General features: G+C 62.4%; 14 protein-coding genes. 7 read left to right on the top strand and 7 right to left on the bottom strand.

The genetic code is table 11. The features are described from left to right. A complete protein-coding gene (locus NKI63_RS04015) occupies window positions 1–1,041 on the top strand; it encodes a heme-dependent oxidative N-demethylase family protein (RefSeq protein ID WP_352505298.1) in 1,041 nt (346 codons plus the stop codon). A gap of 51 nt (window positions 1,042–1,092) precedes the next feature. Here the strand turns inward: NKI63_RS04015 and NKI63_RS04010 are convergent, their stop codons facing one another. Next, complete coding sequence (locus NKI63_RS04010; protein ID WP_254820747.1) at window positions 1,093–1,806, bottom strand: helix-turn-helix domain-containing protein; 714 nt, start codon at window positions 1,804–1,806, stop codon at window positions 1,093–1,095. Between the two features lie 249 nt (window positions 1,807–2,055). On the opposite strand from NKI63_RS04010, the gene NKI63_RS04005 reads away from it, so the two are divergent. Further along, the gene (locus NKI63_RS04005; protein ID WP_352505297.1) at window positions 2,056–3,414 is read left to right on the top strand and encodes a trimethylamine monooxygenase; all 1,359 of its coding nucleotides are present in this window, start codon (window positions 2,056–2,058) and stop codon (window positions 3,412–3,414) included. A 24-nt stretch (window positions 3,415–3,438) separates the two neighbouring features. Here NKI63_RS04005 and NKI63_RS04000 read toward each other — a convergent pair whose 3' ends face one another. After that, the gene (locus tag NKI63_RS04000) at window positions 3,439–4,776 is read right to left on the bottom strand and encodes an aminotransferase class I/II-fold pyridoxal phosphate-dependent enzyme (RefSeq protein WP_352820532.1); all 1,338 of its coding nucleotides are present in this window, start codon (window positions 4,774–4,776) and stop codon (window positions 3,439–3,441) included. 109 nt (window positions 4,777–4,885) lie between these two features. On the opposite strand from NKI63_RS04000, the gene NKI63_RS03995 reads away from it, so the two are divergent. The 5 genes from NKI63_RS03995 (at window position 4,886) to NKI63_RS03975 (ending at window position 9,676) form a co-directional block, all read left to right on the top strand. Next, a complete protein-coding gene (locus NKI63_RS03995) occupies window positions 4,886–5,860 on the top strand; it encodes a substrate-binding domain-containing protein (protein ID WP_352505295.1) in 975 nt (324 codons plus the stop codon). A 72-nt stretch (window positions 5,861–5,932) separates the two neighbouring features. Beyond that, window positions 5,933–6,763, top strand: a complete 831-nt coding sequence (locus NKI63_RS03990) for an ABC transporter substrate-binding protein (RefSeq protein ID WP_502900459.1) — start codon at window positions 5,933–5,935, stop codon at window positions 6,761–6,763. Window positions 6,764–6,771: 8 nt separating this feature from the next. Next, window positions 6,772–7,692 carry an amino acid ABC transporter permease gene (locus NKI63_RS03985; protein WP_352505293.1) on the top strand — a complete coding sequence of 307 codons (921 nt, stop codon included), beginning with the start codon at window positions 6,772–6,774 and terminating at the stop codon, window positions 7,690–7,692. After that, the gene (locus NKI63_RS03980) at window positions 7,679–8,452 is read left to right on the top strand and encodes an amino acid ABC transporter ATP-binding protein (protein WP_352505292.1); all 774 of its coding nucleotides are present in this window, start codon (window positions 7,679–7,681) and stop codon (window positions 8,450–8,452) included. The genes NKI63_RS03985 and NKI63_RS03980 overlap by 14 nt, the downstream gene beginning before the upstream one ends. Window positions 8,453–8,494: 42 nt before the next feature. Continuing rightward, complete coding sequence (locus tag NKI63_RS03975; RefSeq protein ID WP_352505291.1) at window positions 8,495–9,676, top strand: M20 aminoacylase family protein; 1,182 nt, start codon at window positions 8,495–8,497, stop codon at window positions 9,674–9,676. Between the two features lie 125 nt (window positions 9,677–9,801). Here the strand turns inward: NKI63_RS03975 and NKI63_RS03970 are convergent, their stop codons facing one another. The 5 genes from NKI63_RS03970 to NKI63_RS03950 form a co-directional block, all read right to left on the bottom strand. After that, window positions 9,802–11,448: a hypothetical protein gene (locus tag NKI63_RS03970; protein ID WP_352820529.1), complete on the bottom strand. Its 1,647-nt coding sequence runs from the start codon at window positions 11,446–11,448 to the stop codon at window positions 9,802–9,804. A gap of 158 nt (window positions 11,449–11,606) precedes the next feature. Beyond that, window positions 11,607–13,589 carry an ABC transporter permease gene (locus tag NKI63_RS03965; protein WP_352505288.1) on the bottom strand — a complete coding sequence of 661 codons (1,983 nt, stop codon included), beginning with the start codon at window positions 13,587–13,589 and terminating at the stop codon, window positions 11,607–11,609. Next, a complete protein-coding gene (locus NKI63_RS03960) occupies window positions 13,586–14,662 on the bottom strand; it encodes a quaternary amine ABC transporter ATP-binding protein (RefSeq protein ID WP_352505287.1) in 1,077 nt (358 codons plus the stop codon). The genes NKI63_RS03965 and NKI63_RS03960 overlap by 4 nt, the downstream gene beginning before the upstream one ends. A 74-nt stretch (window positions 14,663–14,736) precedes the next feature. Then, entirely contained in the window at window positions 14,737–15,711 is a 975-nt protein-coding gene (locus NKI63_RS03955; RefSeq protein ID WP_352505286.1) for an ABC transporter substrate-binding protein, read from the bottom strand. Between the two features lie 414 nt (window positions 15,712–16,125). After that, a complete protein-coding gene (locus NKI63_RS03950; protein WP_352505285.1) occupies window positions 16,126–16,911 on the bottom strand; it encodes an SDR family oxidoreductase in 786 nt (261 codons plus the stop codon). Window positions 16,912–16,916: the final 5 nt, after the last annotated feature.

Raw genomic sequence — 16,916 nt, 5'->3', positions numbered from 1 at the left:
TTGGGCATCACCTTTCGCAAGGAAACGTTCCGCGACGACTTCACCTTCAGGAACAGCCCCGAACACATCAGGCGGTTCCCGTTCCCGTTCCATGAAGACAGCTACATGTATGCGGTCAACATCGAGCCGCATGTCGTCGGGCCGAGGGGCAGCGTGCTGGAGAATTTGATCGACGTCGACGAGCACTATGTCGCCGAGATGCAGGACCGCGCTTTGGTGCTGACCGAGGATCCGCTGCGCTGCCAGTCGCTGCCGCACATGACGCTGGCCGGCTGGGATCTGCTCGAACTCCTGATGGAGCAGCAGGCGCTGGGCTATCCCGAGCATTTCACGCTGATCCGCGACGGCGATCGCTGGCGCTGGATCAACCGGCCGCTCGGCATCGACGACAGCTTCACCTTCGGCGACGTCTCGACGCTGCCCTATGGACCGATGGAATATATCACCCGCCAGAGCCAGGGCGATTTCTGCATTCTCGACCAGCGCGACGGCAATCTGTGGATGGATGCCGGCATGGTCACCACCCAGGCCGACTGGTCGCTCGATTTCGACATCGGCATGAACTTCTTCGAATGGCACGCGCCGGTGCCGCTGGCGCATGAGAAGGGGATCTTCGTCCGGGCGCTGAAATTCCTCACCAACATACAGCAGGGTAAGCCGGCGCGCCGGCTGAACTGGACGATGACCATCAATCCGCGCCTCGACACCAGCCCGGAAAATTACCACAAATGGGGTCCGGACCGCGCCACGGTGACGCCGGAAAACGTTGGCGAAAAAGTGCATCTGCGCGTCGAACTGCAGAGTTTCTGGCGGCTGCCGCGCTCGAATGCGATCGTCTTCCCGATCCGCTGTTACCTCATCAAGATGGACGAACTGGTGACGCAGCCGAAATGGGCACGCCGCCTGCACCGCGTCATCCGCGACCTGCCAGACGAACTCGCCAATTACAAGGGCCTGACGCGCTATCGGCCGACGCTGGTCGAATGGCTGTCGAAATTGGATGATGGCAGCTCGACAAGCCCAGGCTTTGGGCCGGATTAAAGCTGCCCGCGAAGCTGCTAATCTCCCCCACGAGGGGGGAGATTGGCCAACTCACCCCGCGCTCTGCGGGTAGCAGATGATCGACAGATAGCGCATCGGCAGAACGCTCAGCACTTCCGGTCCGTGCGGCGCATCGGCGTCGAAGAACAGGCTGTCGCCGGGCTTCATCGGATAGAGATTGCTGCCGTGCCGGTAAACCACTTCGCCTTCGAGCATATAGAGGAATTCCATGCCCTCGTGCTGGAAGGTCGGGAACACGTCGGAATCCTCGGTCAGCGTGATCAGATAGGGTTCGACGACGACGCCGCTGGTGTTGGAGCCGATATGGCCGAGCAAATTGTACTGGTGGCCGGCGCGCGTGCCGCGGCGTTCGACGTCGAGGCCTTCGCCGGCCTTGACGAAGACGGCACTGCGCTCCTCCTCGAAACGGCGGAAGAAGGCGGTGACCGGAACGCCGAGCGCCCGCGACAGCGCCTGCAACGTGGTCAGCGATGGCGAGGTGATGCCGTTCTCGATCTTCGACAGCATGCCGAGCGAAATGTCGGTGGCGGCAGCCAGATCGGCGACGGTGATGCCGAGCTTTTTGCGGAATGCCCGCACCTCGCGGCCGATCGCGACCTCAAGCACTTTTTCGCGGGTGTCGCGAATGGCGTGAGGGTTCTGGGTGAGCGGCACGCGTATCTTGCGCGGCTCGATCGCGGCGGGTTTGGCTTTGCCCGCCACGGCGCCGGCATCATGCTTCAGACTGGATGCTTTTTTCGCCATTTCGCCACCCCGGACCTTGCCGATTCATTTCACTCACGGTGAACATATTCGGTGCCGATACAGAAGCGCAACTCTCACGACAAGCCGAATTGCGCAATGACCGGATTTCGCCCGAGCTTCCACGTCGTTTAGAAATCCAGCTCGGCGAAGCGCGGTTTCGCGACAAGCCCTGTTGACAGCATCGAAGGGGCAATTACTGTCCTGTCAGTGAAATTTGTTTCGTTAGAGAAATGAGATTGGGAGGCCCGCATGAAAGATCGTGTTGCCGTCATCGGAGCCGGGCCGTCCGGCATGGCCCAGCTCCGGGCCTTCAAGTCGGCCGCCGACAAGGGCGCCGATATTCCCGAGATCGTCTGCTTCGAAAAGCAGTCCGACTGGGGCGGCCTGTGGAATTACACCTGGCGCACCGGCCTCGACGAGCACGGCGACCCGGTGCATGGCTCGATGTACCGTTACCTCTGGTCGAACGGGCCGAAGGAATGCCTCGAATTCGCCGACTACACGTTCGAGGAGCATTTCGGCCGGCCGATCGGCTCCTATCCGCCCCGTGCCGTGCTGTGGGACTACATCAAGGGCCGCGTCGAAAAATCGGGTGTGCGTCAATGGGTGCGCTTCAACAGCCCGGTGCGCATGGTCACCTTCTCCGACACGACGAAAAAATTCACCGTCACCGCGCATGACCGCACCAACGACGTCACCTATTCGGAAGAGTTCGACAATGTCGTCGTCGCTTCGGGGCATTTCTCCGTGCCCAACGTTCCCTATTTCGAGGGCTTCTCGACCTTCAATGGTCGCATCCTGCACAGCCACGATTTCCGCGACGCGATGGAATTCAAGGGCAAGGATATCTTGATCATCGGCCGCTCCTATTCGGCCGAGGACATCGGCTCGCAATGCTACAAATACGGCGCCAAATCGATAACCTCGAGCTACCGCTCGAAGCCGATGGGCTTCAAATGGCCGGAGAACTGGAAGGAAGTGCCGCTGCTGCAGAAGGTCGTCGGCAAGACCGCGCATTTCAAGGATGGCAGCACCAAAGACGTCGACGCCATCATCCTGTGCACCGGCTACCTCCATTCCTTCCCGTTCCTCACCGAGGATTTGAAGCTGAAGACCGCCAACCGTATGTGGCCGGACGGGCTCTACGAGGGCGTCGTCTGGGAGAAAAACCCGAAGCTGTCCTATATCGGCATGCAGGACCAGTTCTACACCTTCAACATGTTCGACGCGCAGGCCTGGTTCGCCCGCGACGTCATCATGGGCCGTATCGAGCTGCCCTCGGCCGAAGCGATGGCGGAGCACGGCCGGAAATGGCGGGCACGCGAGGAGACGCTGGAAGACGCCGAGCAGATGATCTGGTTCCAGGGCGACTACACCAGGGAGCTGATGGAGCAGACCGACTATCCGGGCTTCGACGTCGAGGCCGTCAATCGGACCTTCATGGAGTGGGAGCACCACAAGGCGGAAGACATTATGGGCTTCCGCGACCATGCCTATCGCTCGCTGATGACCGGAACGATGGCGCCTTTGCACCATACGCCGTGGCTGCAGGCGATGGACGATTCGATGGAGAGCTATCTCGAGGTGAAGGGCGTGGCGGCGGAGTAGCAGTCAGAACGGCGATGACTTGCCTCAGACAACCTCCCGCGCCGGATCGGCTGCCAGCGCCAGGGAATTTGCGGCGTGCTCGAGGTACTCCTCGCTCAGGATGCTGGTCGCGACGCGCACGGCGCTGGTCTTTCCGGTCGAAAACTTCGCCCCGGCATGGGCCGCGATGCCGTGGGCGGCCAGCGTGACCATCGCGTAAGGTTCCGAAGCAACCGGAATGAGGACGCTGAGACCGTGTCCGGCGTCGATATCGACATTGCGTTTGGCCAGTTCGCCGGCGAGCCGTTCGCGACGGCCGCGGTATACCTCCTTCGCCTGCTCCACCAGGGCGGCCGTGGCCGGGTCTTGCAGCAGCCAGGCGGTGGCTGCCTGCAGGATGCGGCTGGTCCATCCCGAGCTGAAGCTGCGGTAGGACTGGATCTGCTCGACGATCGTCGCCGATCCGGACAGCACGGCGAGCCGCAGATCCGGGCCATGGGTCTTGGAATAGGACAGGATATGGATGACGCGATCGGGAAAACGCCGGCCAAGCGAAATGCGCGACGCCGAGGCAATATCGCCGACGCCGTCATCTTCGACAATCAGCACGTCGGTGCCGGCGAGCAGGTCGCCGATGACTTCCAGCCGCGCCGACGACATGCAGGCGCCGGTAACCGAATGGACGCGCGGCTGGAACAGGAACGCGGCGGGCCGCTGCCGCAGAGCGTTGGCAAGTGCATCCGGCAAGGGACCGTCGCTGTCGCAATCCACGGGGATGATCGGCACGTCGAGATCCTCGAGAATGTCGAGCAGGCGAAGCGCCGTCGGGTTCTCGATGGCCACCGGCGCCCCCGGCGGGACCAGCGCATGCAGCAAGGTGTAGATGGCGTTGTAACCGCCATTGGTGGCCAGGAACGCGCCGGGATCGTACGGCCATGACGGGCGCACTGCGGCCTCCAGCTCGGGCAGGATGCGCACCCGCTCGTAGCTGTTGAGCTTTTCGGCGCGCGCACCATGCGCCAGCGCGATGTCGAGCGGCGGCAAGAGCCTCACATCGGGCTCCGCGATCGCCAGGTTCAGAATATCCTGTCCGTAATTGCCGCCGCTCATGTGGCGCTCGGGCCGGGCGGCAAAGCGGTTGCCCATGATCCAGGTGCCGTTGCGTCCGCGGCCGCCGATGATCTTGTAGCGCCGCAACTCGCTCCACGCCTGCGAGACCGTCGCCGGGCTGACGCCAAGCAAATAGGCCAGATCGCGCACCGGCGGAAGCTTTGCGCCGACAGGCAGCGCGCCGCTTCTGATCAGCGCACTGGTCTCGCGCGCGATGCCGCGCATCGTGCGGTCGCCAAGGCGATCAGCGAACCATCCTGCATCGAAATCCATCGGCACCCGCGACCATTAAAGCTAATGTTCAATAACATAATAACATTTGATCGGCCAAAATTAAACATTTACCAATCGCCGGTCAAACATAGCGTTGAAGTTCATGCCGATGCCCGTTTCCATCACTGTAGCCACCCGCGATTGGGACTATCTCACCCCTTTGGTGCTGGGTGACGTCACTTCGAGCCGCTTGTCGGTGAAGGTTGATCGCGTCGCCACGCTCATTCCGGACCTCGGTACCGATCCGAACTACGATGCGGCGGAGGTCTCATTCAGCCGTTATGTGTCGGCCATGGCTTCGGGCGTCGATACCGTGGTTGGATTACCGTGCTTCATCATGCGCGGCTTTCGCCATCGCTGCATCATAACGGTCGAGACCAGCCCGCTGGAACGGCTTTCCGACCTTGCCGGCAAACGCATCGGCGTGACCGGCTGGCGCGATTCCGGTAACACATGGACGCGCGCGGCGCTTCGCCGGGTAGGCGTCGGCGTCGAGGATGCCTATTGGTTCGCCGGCAGGCTGACATCGGGGCACCCGATCGCCGACCGCCTCGACGGATTCGGCAGGCCGGGGCGCATCGAAGCAGCACCGGGCGAGCGCCCGATGATGGAGTTGCTGGCGCAAGGCGAGCTCGATGCCGTTTTCACGCCCTTCATGCCGGACGGCTTTTTCGGCCCGGCTTCCGGCTTCCGGCAAGTGCTGCGCGATTTTCGCGCGGCCGAACGCGCCTATTTCGCCGACGTCGGTTATATCCCGGGCATGCATCTGGTCGCCGTCAAGGCCGCCCTGGTCAGGGAGCACCCCTGGCTGCCGCAGGAACTCGCCAGGCTGATCGACGAAAGCCAGCGCGTCTGGACGGCAAAGCGCCGAAAATATGCCGATACCTCGCCCTGGATCCTCGAGGAGCTGCTTCATGCGGGGCGCGACCTGCCTGCCTCCTGGAACGCCAGCGGCCTGCCGGCCAACCGGCGCATGATCGAGGATTTCGTCACCGAGCTCCATGCCCAGGGCATTCTGGCGGAACCGATTTCCGCCGAAGCCTTGTTTCCTTTCGAGGCCAGATCGCGGGCCACCGCAGCCTGACAACGCACAACGAAGAACACGAAGGAGAATGCCATGAGGACAATCAGCTTCATATTCGCCTCGCTCGTCACCATGCTGGCGCAGGCCAGCTTTGCCCAGGATATCCAGAAGCAATCGGTGAACGAGGATTTGCAGGCCCGGCTGCCGGAAGAGATCCGCACGGCGGGAAAGATCACAGCCGTCAACAACGGCTCGTTCCCGCCCTATGAGATCGTCACCGGCACCGAACTGTCGGGGGCGACCAGGGACATTTCCGACGCCATCGGCCAGCTGCTCGGTGTCGAGATCGATCATGCCTCGGTCGCCGGCCTGCCGGCTTTGCTGAGCGGCATCAATGCCGGCCGTTATCAGTTCGCGATGGGGCCTGTCGGGGACTATCCCGACCGGCAGAAATCCAACGACTTCATCGATTGGGTGCGCGAATACGTCGTCTTCGCCGTCGAGAAGGGCAACCCGCAAGGCATCACCTCGCTCGACACCGCGTGCGGCAAGCGCATCGCCGTCATGTCGGGTGGCTCGGCCGAAAAGGTCATCAAGCAGCAGGCGCAGAAATGCACCGAGGGGGGCAAGCCGGCCGTCGAGGTGCAATCCTTCACCGACCAGCCGAGCTCGATACTGGCCGTCCGGTCGAAACGCTCCGACGCATTCTTCTCCTCGCAGGCGCCGCTGACCTATTTCGTCGAGCAGGCGAAGGGCCAGCTGGAACTCGCCGGGGTCGGCCAGGCCAACGGCTTCAAGGACATCTACCAAGGCGCCGTCGTCAAGAAGGGTTCGCCGCTGGGCGGCGTGCTGCTCGACGCCTTCAAGATCCTGATGAAGAACGGCACCTACGCCGCGGTGATGAAGAAGTGGGGCCTCGAGAAGAACATGATCGACGCGCCCGGCATCAACCAGGGCCAGTAGAGGCTGCCATGACCGACGCGACCGCTGCCTACGCGGCCGGGCTGCCGCGACGTCCCGACGACGCGCTGCGCGACGTCAAACGAGCCCACCGGCCATTCCCGCTCGTCCGGCTGGCGCTCTGGGCATTCACCGTCGCCGTCGCCGCCGGCTTCGCCTATATCGTCGCGGTCAACCCGAATTTCGGCTGGCCCGTGGTCGCCCAGTATTTCTTCGATCCGACGGTCATGCAGGGGCTTTCCGTAACGCTCGGCCTGACGGTCGTGGCGATGATCCTGGGCATCGTGCTCGGCCTGCTGCTCGCCATCGCGCGTATGTCGAACGACAGGCTGGCATCCTTTCTCTCCGGCCTGTTCATCTGGTTCTTCCGCGGAACGCCGCTGCTGGTGCAATTGATCCTGTGGTACAACCTTTCGACGCTGTTTCCGCGCATTTCCCTCGGCTTCGCCAGCTGGAATACCAACGACCTGATCACGCCTTTGACGGCCGCCGTTCTTGGTCTGGCGCTGAACGAGGCCGCCTACATGGCCGAGATCATTCGTGGCGGGCTGCTGTCGGTGGACAAGGGACAGGCCGAAACGGCTGAAGCCTTCGGCATGACGCGCGCGCGGGCCTTGCGGCGAATCATCATCCCGCAAGCCATGCGGTCGATCGTGCCGCCGACCGGCAATCAGCTAATCAGCATGATCAAGGCGACGTCGCTTGTCAGCGTCATCGCCATGGCCGACCTGCTCTACTCGGTGCAGTCGATCTACAACCGCACCTTCGAAATCATTCCGCTGCTGATGGTTGCAGTGCTGTGGTACCTACTGATCACCTCGGTCCTCAATGTCGCGCAAGGCGCGATCGAACGCCACTACAGCCGCGGCGACCGCGGCGCGCGTGAGAAGACGGCGACCGCCACACTGGAGGCCGCCAATGAGCGCGCATGACACGCCCCTGGTCAGGGCGCGCAACGTTCACAAGGCGTTCGGCCCGCTCGAGGTGCTGAAGGGCATCGACCTGGACGTCGCGCCTGGCGAGGTGGTGGTCATTCTCGGACCGTCCGGCTCCGGCAAATCGACCTTCCTGCGATGCATCAATCATCTGGAGGCGATCGATCAAGGGTCGATTGAGGTGGACGGCGAGCAGATCGGCTACCGGCTGCACAACGGCCGGCTCGACAAACTCTCCGACCGGGCGATCGCCGCGCAGCGGCGCAAGATCGGCATGGTGTTCCAGCAGTTCAATCTCTATCCACACATGACGACCCTGCAGAACGTCATCGAGGCTCCGGTCGGCGTCCACCGGGAGAACCGCAAGGAGGCGATCGGCTACGCCCGCGAACTGCTGACCCGTGTCGGTCTCGCCGACAAGATCGACGCCTATCCGCGCCAGCTTTCAGGCGGCCAGCAGCAGCGCGTCGCCATCGCCCGCGCGCTCGCCATCCGCCCGAAATTGATGCTCTTCGACGAGCCGACGTCGGCGCTCGATCCGGAACTGGTCGGCGAGGTCCTCGCCACCATGCGCGATCTCGCCAGGCAGGGCTTGACCATGATCGTGGTCACGCATGAGATCGGCTTCGCGCGCGAAGCCGCGGATCGGGTGGTGTTCATGGACGACGGCAATGTGATCGAGGCCGGGCCTCCGGACGAGGTTCTGGCTAACCCCAGGCACCCGCGCACGCGGGCCTTTTTAAGCCGTTTCATCTGACAGCAAAGCCGGCACGATTACGTGCTCGGCAAAGGACCTTCGATGCCAAAGACCTCCAACCAGTTCGCCGACATTTCCGACTTCGCCGACAAGGCCGCCGAGCTTGCGGCGGTTCGCCAGCACCTGCACGCGCATCCCGAGCTTTCATTCCAGGAGCACGAAACGGCTGCATACGTTGCCGAACGGCTCGAAGGCTGGGGCTACGAGGTGACGCGCAATGTCGGCGGGCTCGGCGTCGTCGGCCGCTTGCGCCAGGGCAGCGGCCGCAGCATCGCCATCCGCGCCGACATGGACGCCTTGCCGATTACCGAAGCGACCAATCTCCCTTATGCCAGCCAGGCCAGCGGCAAGATGCACGCCTGCGGCCATGACGGCCACACCACGATGCTGCTCGGCGCCGCCGAATACCTGGCGCGCACGCGGCATTTTAACGGCACCGTGAACCTCATCTTCCAGCCGGCCGAGGAAGCCGGCAAGGGAAGCGGGGCGCAGGCGATGATCGCCGACGGCCTGTTCGAGCGCTTTCCCTGCGATGCGATATTCGGGCTGCATAACCATCCGGGCGCGCCGACGGGTTCGTTCCTGATGCGCGCCGGGCCGCTGATGGCGGCGAGCGATACCGTCACGATCAAGATAACCGGGCGTGGCGGCCACGCCTCGCGTCCGCACCTGACGGTCGACCCGATCGTCGCTGCCGCCAACACCGTCATGACCCTGCAGACGGTGGTGTCGCGCAACGTCAACCCCATCGAGACGGCTGTCGTTACCGTCGGCACGATTCACGGCGGCACGGCCTCCAACGTCATCCCGGAACACGCCGAAATCACGCTGAGCGTCCGCTCTTTCTCGGCCGAGATTCGCGACACGCTCGAGCAGCGTATTCGCAATATCGCAGCACTTGTGGCGCAGGCGCATGGCGCAACGGTCGAGATCGATTACGAGCGCGGCTACCCGGTGGTGATCAATTCCGAGGGCGAGACGTCCTTCGCGACAGACGTCGCTGTCGAGCTCGTCGGTCAGGACAAGGTGTCTGTCTGCCCGTTGATCCCCGGCAGCGAAGATTTTTCTTATTTCCTCGAACACAAACCCGGTTGCTTCCTGCGCCTCGGAAACGGCGAGGATTCAGCCATCCTGCACAGCCCGAAATACGATTTCAACGACGGCAATCTGACCGTCGGCGCAGCGCTCTGGGCTCGACTGACCGAGAGATTCCTGGCCGTGTGATCCATACCTGCGGCTTGGATTGTCGATCGGCCGGTCTAGCATAATTGGGCGACCGGCCGCGCGACTATCGTGCACGAACTCTCACCGCATTCCAGCTCCTTCGAAAAGGGTAGGTGTTCATTCTCTCAGACGAACAAAAAGTCACTTGTTGTCAGCGTGTTCGTAAAGTTTGCGAGAGTAACTTGATCGACTCCCGCGGTAATGATGGTGTCGGTTCCAGTTTGCGCAATAGTGAGATCATCGAACGATTGCACGCCCTCCACGCCACTAAACACGATAGTGTCGCCTTGGGTCTGGCTGAAATCGTAGATGGTGTTTTGGGTTCCGACCGTCATGGAACCATCGTCCTTGAATATGAATTGGTCTCTGCCGCCCTGAGCGAACTCGCTCAGTTGCCCGTCGCCCCACATGTCATTGATGACCGTGCAGCCGGGTGCCGCGCTCCCGGCGTACAGGGTATCGTTTCCGCCCTTGGCCGAACCGGACATTTGCACAGCGTCGCCGCACAGGAAGTTACGGACCTGGCCGCTTTCGCTGTTGTGGCCCCCGGTAAGAATGTCGTTGCCCCCCTGGGCGGAACCGGACATAGAGCGCGCGTCGCCGTATAACTCGTTTAGAACATCAGGAAAGGCGCTTTTGTCCCCGCCAGTCAGGGTATCATTGCCGCCCACAGCGCTGCCGAGCATCGTGACCGCATCGCCATACCCCAAATTATGAGTGCCTTGCAGCACGGCCACGTCGTCGCCCCCCAGCGCGTGGTCGAACATACTGCCGCCCGCGTCCCCGTAGAAAGTTATCTCCGAGCCACCCGCGCTCGTGAAAGTGTCGTTGCCGCCCGCGGCGAAACCGGAAAGATCACCGCCCGCATCGCCATAAAGAGTTTTGCTCCCGATCTCCCCACCCAGGTCCGTATAGTGGTCGTCGCCGCCCTGAGCATGGTCAGACATGTTGCCGCCGGCGTCGCCGAAGAAAGTGTTGGTGGAAAAGAAGCCACCCGTGAAGGTATCGTTGCCACCCTTGCTGTAGGCCGACATATCGCCGCCGGCATCGCCGTAGAAAGTGTTGAAGGAGTCGGTCCTGCTCGTGAAATTGTCGTCGCCGCCTTGCGCATTGCCGGACATGTTGCTGCCCGCGTCACCGTAGAAAATGTTATTGGCTTCTATCGAGCCCTGGAAGGTGTCGTTGCCGCCCTTGCCATGGTCGGACATCTCGCCGCCCGCGTCACCGTAAAAGGTGTGATCGGCTCCTTGTCGAGTGCTGGTCACGAAAATGTCGTCGCCGCCTTGAGCAAAGCCGAACATGTTGCCGCCGGCGTCACCGTAGAACGTGTTGTCTACCCGTCTACCCACTTCACTGCTCAACGTATCGTTGCCGCCCTTGCTGTGGTCCGACATATCGCCGCCGGCATCGCCGTAAAAAGTGTTGAAGGAGTCGCCCTCGGCTCTAAAACTGTCGTCTCCGCCCAGAGCATGAACGAACATGTTGCCGCCGACGTCACCGTAGAAGACGTAGGTGCCCAGCGAGGCGCCTGTGAAACTGTCGTCGCCGCCCTTGCTGTGGTCCGAGCTATCCTCGCCGGCATCTCCGTAAGCAGTGGTGGTGGAGGATGGCGATCCCGTGAAGATGTCGTTGCCGCCCCTCGAGAAATCTAGCAGGCTGCCGCCAGCATCGCCGATTAAGGTGTTTGTATTTAGATCGCCTGCGAGGACGTCATCGGTGCCCCGTTGACGATCTACTAGATCACCGGGAGTAAAGGGAACGCGTATAGCCATTGTTCGCTCTCCTGTTAAGCCTGCCCGTCCGATGACAGCCGTACGATGTGAGGTAACAGCGAGCAATCATCCCGAATGGCTATATCTTTAGGCGTAGGGATCGGTGCCTCGTTAACGGCGCGCTTGGCGGCAGCTTCCTGAGGCCGTCCTATTCCGGACTATCCCAGCCTTGCGCGAGCCTTCGCCGTCCAGGCGTTGAACAGCCGGTCGGCGACGATGCCGATGAAGGCAATGGCCAGGCCGGCGACGATGCCGCGGCCGGAATCGGCCTTGGACAGGGCGATGAACACCTCCTGGCCGAGATCGCGGGTGCCGACCATGGCGCAGATGATGATCATCGCCAGTGCCATCAGGATCGTCTGGTTGACGCCAAGCATGATCTCTGGAAGCGCCAGCGGCAGCTGCACGCGAAAGAAGGTCTGGCGCCTGGTGCAGCCCGAAACCTTCGCCGCCTCGATCAGCGCCGGTGGCACCTGCCGGATGCCGTGATTGGTGTAGCGGATCGCCGGCACCACGGCGAAGGCGACGGTGGCGATCATCGCGGTGACGTCGCCGACCCTGAACAGCATCACCACCGGAATGATGAAGCAGAACGACGGCAGCACCTGCAGTGTGTCGATGACCGGCGTGACGGTCTTTTCGAAGCGGTCGCTGCGCGATGCCATCAGCCCGATCGGAATGCCGATGAGGCAAGCGATAAAGGCCGAGATGCCGCACAAATAGACCGTCGCCATGGTCTTTTCCCAAAGGCCGGTGACGGCGCAGAACGCTGTCAATGCCGCGACCAGGGCGGCGAGGCGGAAGCCGCCGAGCTGGTATCCGGCAAGGCCAAGGAGACAAACCGCGCCCAGCCACGGAAAGCCCTCGCAGAAGGCGCGCACCGGGTTCAGCACGTTGAGGATAAGCGCCACGCGGAACGCTTCGATCGTGTCGAAGAAGTTGATGGTGATCCAGTTCACCGCCGCCTTCCACAAAGGCGCGGTGGTGAAGGTGATCGCTTTCGGCACCGCGGCGAAGGCCGGCACGAACAGGCCGAGCAGCGTGGTGACGGCGAGAATGGCGACGGCCAGCGTCAGGTTGGGATAACGCCGCCAGAAGCTGGTGCCGGCCTGATGGCGGACATTGCCCTTGGCGTGATTGTGCGCGATCGCCTGGCTCAGCCGGTCGAGTGCAATCGCCAGTGCGACGATGGCGAGGCCAGCTTCCAGCGCCTCGCCGACCTTGAGCGCGCGCAACGCCAAAAGCACATCATAGCCGAGCCCACCGGCGCCGATCATCGAAGCGATGATCACCATATTGAGCGCCAGCATGATGACCTGGTTGACGCCGACCATCAATGTCGGCCGCGCCGACGGCAACAGCACCCGCCACAGCTTCTGCCGTGCCGTGCAGCCGGCCATCTCGCTGAAATCGTCGATCTCCGACGGCACCCGCGACAGGCCGAGCATCGTCGCCCGCACCATTGGCGGCGTCGCGAAAATTGCCGTCGCGATCATTGCCGAGACCGGGCTGTTGCCGAACAGAAGCAGCATCGGGATGAGATAGGCGAAGGTCGGGATCGTCTGCATCAGATCGAGGGCAGGGGAGATCAACAGCCTCTCCGCCCAGGGCTTGCGCCATGCCCAGATGCCGGCGAACAGCCCGGTGACAATGCAAAACGGCACAGCGATCGAGATTAAGCCCAGCGTCAGCATGGCGCTGGTCCACTGCCCGAACAGCGCGATGTAGAGAAAACAGCCGCCGGCCAGCGCACCCAGCTTCCAGCCGCCGGCGGCGCGTCCGGCAAGGTAGGCGGCAGCGCAGACGCCGACCCAGGACAGGCGCGGCAACACGACCATATCGGCGCCATGGCCGATCTTGAAATTCTTGGCCAGAAGAGCGAGCGCGAAATCGAGCGGCACGCCGAGCACCGCGGTGATCGAACGGGTCAGCCAGGAGAAATTCGACTTCACCCAGTTCATCAGTGCACCGACCCAGTCTGCGACAGGAACGATCGCGCCGGCCGGGTAATCGACCGCCCAGGGCAGGCTTTCCTGCAGCAGGAAGACGACAAGCACGGCGGCGAGCGCACAGGCCCAGATCGCCAGCCAGGTTTGAACCGGCCGGGGCCTCGCTGCGCTGGCGCTTGCCGTGACGGTCATGCGCCGGCCCCACGACGTTCTATGCCGGCCAGAAGATCGATCACCGCCTGCGGTGTGACTAAGCCGATCGGCTTGCCGGTGCCGTTGACCACCGCGAAGGGCTTGCCGGCAGAGACGATATCAGCCGAAAAACTTGATATCTTGGCATCGGGCGCGACCGTGCCGCCGTACTCGGCGCCGTCGCAGGCGCGCATCAGGCTGCGCGCCGATATCACCTTGGCGCGATCGACATCGCGGGTGAATTCGGCGACATAGTCGGTCGCCGGATTGACCACCAGCTCTTCCGGCGTGCCGATCTGGATGACCTCGCCGTCCTTCATGATGGCGATCCGGTCGGCCAGCCGGATGGCCTCGTCGAAATCATGGGTAATGAAGACGATCGTCTTGTGCAGCATGGTCTGCAGCCGCATCAACTCGTCCTGCATCTCACGGCGGATCAGCGGATCGAGGGCCGAGAACGGCTCGTCCAGGAACCAGATTTCCGGCTTCGTGGCGAGGCTGCGGGCGATACCGACACGCTGCTGCTGTCCGCCGGAAAGCTCGCGCGGATAGAAATGCTCGCGGCCGCGCAAGCCAACCAGCTCGATGACTTCACGGGCTCGCTTCTCGCGCGTCGGCCGGTCCTGCCCCTGGATGCCCAAGGGAAAGGCGATGTTCTCCAGTACGTTGAGATGCGGCAGCAAGGCAAAATTCTGGAACACCATACCCATGCGATGGCGTCGCAGCTCGATCAGCGCGGCATCGGAAATCTTGAGCAGGTCCTTGCCTTCAAACTCGACCTTGCCGTGGGTCGGCTCGATCAGCCGCGACATGCAGCGCACCAGCGTCGACTTGCCTGACCCCGAAAGTCCCATGATGATGAAGATCCCGCCCTGGCGGATTTCGAGATCGACGGCGCGCACCGCCCCAACCAGTCCGGCCGCGGCGATGTCCGTCATGCTGGCCTTGCCGTCGCGCCGGCGGATGAAATTGGCCGCGTCCGCGCCAAACAGCTTCCAGACATTGCGGCAGGCAAGCTTTATCGGGCGTGCATCGTTGCCCGCTTTCGCCGCCTGTTCAATCGTATCGCTCATTCAATCGTCCTTCTGGAATAGGGGACCGAGACCCGGCCCTGAATGGCCGGGTCGTCGCGTTTCCAGTCAGACGGTCACTCGGCCCAGGCTTTCCAGTCGGCTTCGTGGGCGGCGATCCAGGCGGCGGCGACATCTTCCGGCGTCTTGCCTTCGAGATCGATCTCGCCGCTCATCTTGTTGAGCTCGTCGGTATCGACCGTGTAGTTTTTCGCGACCTTGTAGGCGACCGGCCATTTGTCCTTCATGCCGGCCCAGGAATATTTCCAGATCTCGCCATGCGGCTTGCCGCAGTCATATTTGGCGTCGGGGTTCACGCCCCATTTCGGGTCGTTGTAGCATTCCGGCGTATAGTCGGGGAATTCGACCCATTCGCCCTTGTATTTAGCCGGCGCCCAATGCGGCGAATAGATCCACAGCATGATCGGCGCCTTGCGCTGATAGGCCGAGTCCAGTTCGGCGAACATCGCCGCATCGGTACCGGCATGGATGACGGTGAAGGGCAGTTTCAGCGCCTCGACGCGTTCGTCGTCAAAACCTTCCCATGTTACGGGGCCGCCGAGATAACGCCCCTTCGGCGCGGTTTCGGCGGTCGAGAATGCTTCGGCGCATTTCGGGTCTTTCAGCGCTTCCCAGTTCGGCAGGACGGGGCATTTCTCTTTCATATATTCGGGAAACCACCATTCTTCCTTGGCCTTGGGTCCGAGCTTGCCGAGGCGTTCGGTCTGGCCGGTCGCGTCCGAGGCCTTCATCGCCTCGCCGGCCGTCGTGTCCCAGAATTCCAGGCCGACATCGATGTCGCCATTGGTCAGGCCGGTGGTCAGGCTGGAGAGATAGTCGGCGGTCGGATACTCGACGGTGTAGCCGAGCTTTTCGAGGATGCCGCCGAGGATCTTGGCGTTCAGATTGACGCTGGTCCAGTCGAACAGCGCGATCTTGATCGGGTCGTTGGATTCCGGCGCTGCCGCATGGGCCGAAGACGTCAGCGCGCTCGCCGCGGTAAGTATTAAGGCTCCCATTGAGAAACTCGAAATCATGTTCCGAAGTGACATGCTTGTTCTCCTGTCAAGCTCTGGTGAAGTTATCGTTCGTTCCCTTCTTGCGTCTTTTTTTGATTGTGTTGGAAAAGCTGGTCGTTGCGCAAGGGCGTTGGCGCCAGATTGCTGCCGGCGCTGAAGCGGCGCAGAGCGGATGATGCCCAATTTTGTGAAGATGTGCCGGAGGGGACCGTGTCATGGCTGCTGATGGATTGCTGCCAAGGCAGTCCGCGGATCGATCGCCGGTCTGGCGGCGCTCTGAAAGGTGCGAGCCATCAAGGTCCCATGATCTCAGCTGTCGGCCTGGCGAACCCATCTCGCCAGAGCCGTTTCATGGGATGAAATTATATATACCAACATTCATGTCTCGCAACGCGTAATGCCGTCACGGTCATGCAATTCGGACAGGGCACTGGCGCCCGAGTATCCTCACGACATGATCAGGCCGCCATCGACATTGATGGTCTGCCCGGTGATGTAGGCTGCATCGTCGCTGGCGAGAAAGCTGACCAGGCCGGAGACATCCTCGCCGCTGCCGGCGCGGCCCATCGGGATGTTCTTCACCCATTCGGCCATCAGTTCGCCGGGCTTGTAATCGCCCATCAGCTTGCCCCACGCCGCGTCGTTATAGGCCCACATGTCGGTGTCGATGATGCCGGGGCAGATCGCGTTGACGGTGATCTTCTCCTTTGCCACTTCCTTGGCCAGGCTCTGGGTGATGCCGACGACGCCGAATTTCGAGGCCGCATAATGCGGCGTGTAGATAAAGCCCTGCCGCGCCTGGCCGGATGCGGTGTTGATCAGCCGGCCGCCGTCGCCGTGCTTGCGGATGCGCGCGATCGCCTCCTGGCAGCACAGGAACACGCCCTTGGTGTTGACCGCCATCACCTTGTCCCATTCGGCCTCTGTCATCGCCTCGATCCTGGCGATGGTGATGACGCCGGCATTCTGCACGGAGATGTCGACGCGGCCGAACTCTTGCTCGGCCAGGTCATAGAGGGCGACGACCTCGTCCTTCCTGGTCACGTCCATGCGCAGCGATGCGACCCTGGCGCCCGCAGCCTTCAGGTCGGCGGCAACCTCATCGACGCGCGCGTCGATGGCGCTGACGACGACCGCCGCACCTTCCGCGGCGAAGCGCCTGGCCATTGCCGCCCCAATGCCGCCGCTGGCGCCGGTGATGACCGCCGTTTTTCCCTGGAATCGCTTCTGCATCTTTT

The organism is Mesorhizobium sp. M0410 (genome assembly GCF_040321435.1).
In the GTDB taxonomy this organism is placed as follows: Bacteria; Pseudomonadota; Alphaproteobacteria; order Rhizobiales; family Rhizobiaceae; genus Mesorhizobium.
The sequence above is the reverse complement of the archived record's forward strand: the minus strand, read 5'-3'. Positions and strand labels throughout refer to the sequence as shown.

Bases quoted from the DNA above. Each gene is read 5' to 3' on its own strand.
- NKI63_RS04010 (WP_254820747.1), bottom strand. From the start codon at position 1,806: ATGGCGAAAAAAGCATCCAGTCTGAAGCATGATGCCGGCGCCGTGGCG.
- NKI63_RS04005 (WP_352505297.1), top strand. From the start codon at position 2,056: ATGAAAGATCGTGTTGCCGTCATCGGAGCCGGGCCGTCCGGCATGGCC.
- NKI63_RS04000 (WP_352820532.1), bottom strand. From the start codon at position 4,776: ATGGATTTCGATGCAGGATGGTTCGCTGATCGCCTTGGCGACCGCACG.
- NKI63_RS03995 (WP_352505295.1), top strand. From the start codon at position 4,886: ATGCCCGTTTCCATCACTGTAGCCACCCGCGATTGGGACTATCTCACC.
- NKI63_RS03990 (WP_502900459.1), top strand. From the start codon at position 5,933: ATGCTGGCGCAGGCCAGCTTTGCCCAGGATATCCAGAAGCAATCGGTG.
- NKI63_RS03985 (WP_352505293.1), top strand. From the start codon at position 6,772: ATGACCGACGCGACCGCTGCCTACGCGGCCGGGCTGCCGCGACGTCCC.
- NKI63_RS03980 (WP_352505292.1), top strand. From the start codon at position 7,679: ATGAGCGCGCATGACACGCCCCTGGTCAGGGCGCGCAACGTTCACAAG.
- NKI63_RS03975 (WP_352505291.1), top strand. From the start codon at position 8,495: ATGCCAAAGACCTCCAACCAGTTCGCCGACATTTCCGACTTCGCCGAC.
- NKI63_RS03970 (WP_352820529.1), bottom strand. From the start codon at position 11,448: ATGGCTATACGCGTTCCCTTTACTCCCGGTGATCTAGTAGATCGTCAA.
- NKI63_RS03965 (WP_352505288.1), bottom strand. From the start codon at position 13,589: ATGACCGTCACGGCAAGCGCCAGCGCAGCGAGGCCCCGGCCGGTTCAA.
- NKI63_RS03960 (WP_352505287.1), bottom strand. From the start codon at position 14,662: ATGAGCGATACGATTGAACAGGCGGCGAAAGCGGGCAACGATGCACGC.
- NKI63_RS03955 (WP_352505286.1), bottom strand. From the start codon at position 15,711: ATGTCACTTCGGAACATGATTTCGAGTTTCTCAATGGGAGCCTTAATA.
- NKI63_RS03950 (WP_352505285.1), bottom strand. From the start codon at position 16,911: ATGCAGAAGCGATTCCAGGGAAAAACGGCGGTCATCACCGGCGCCAGC.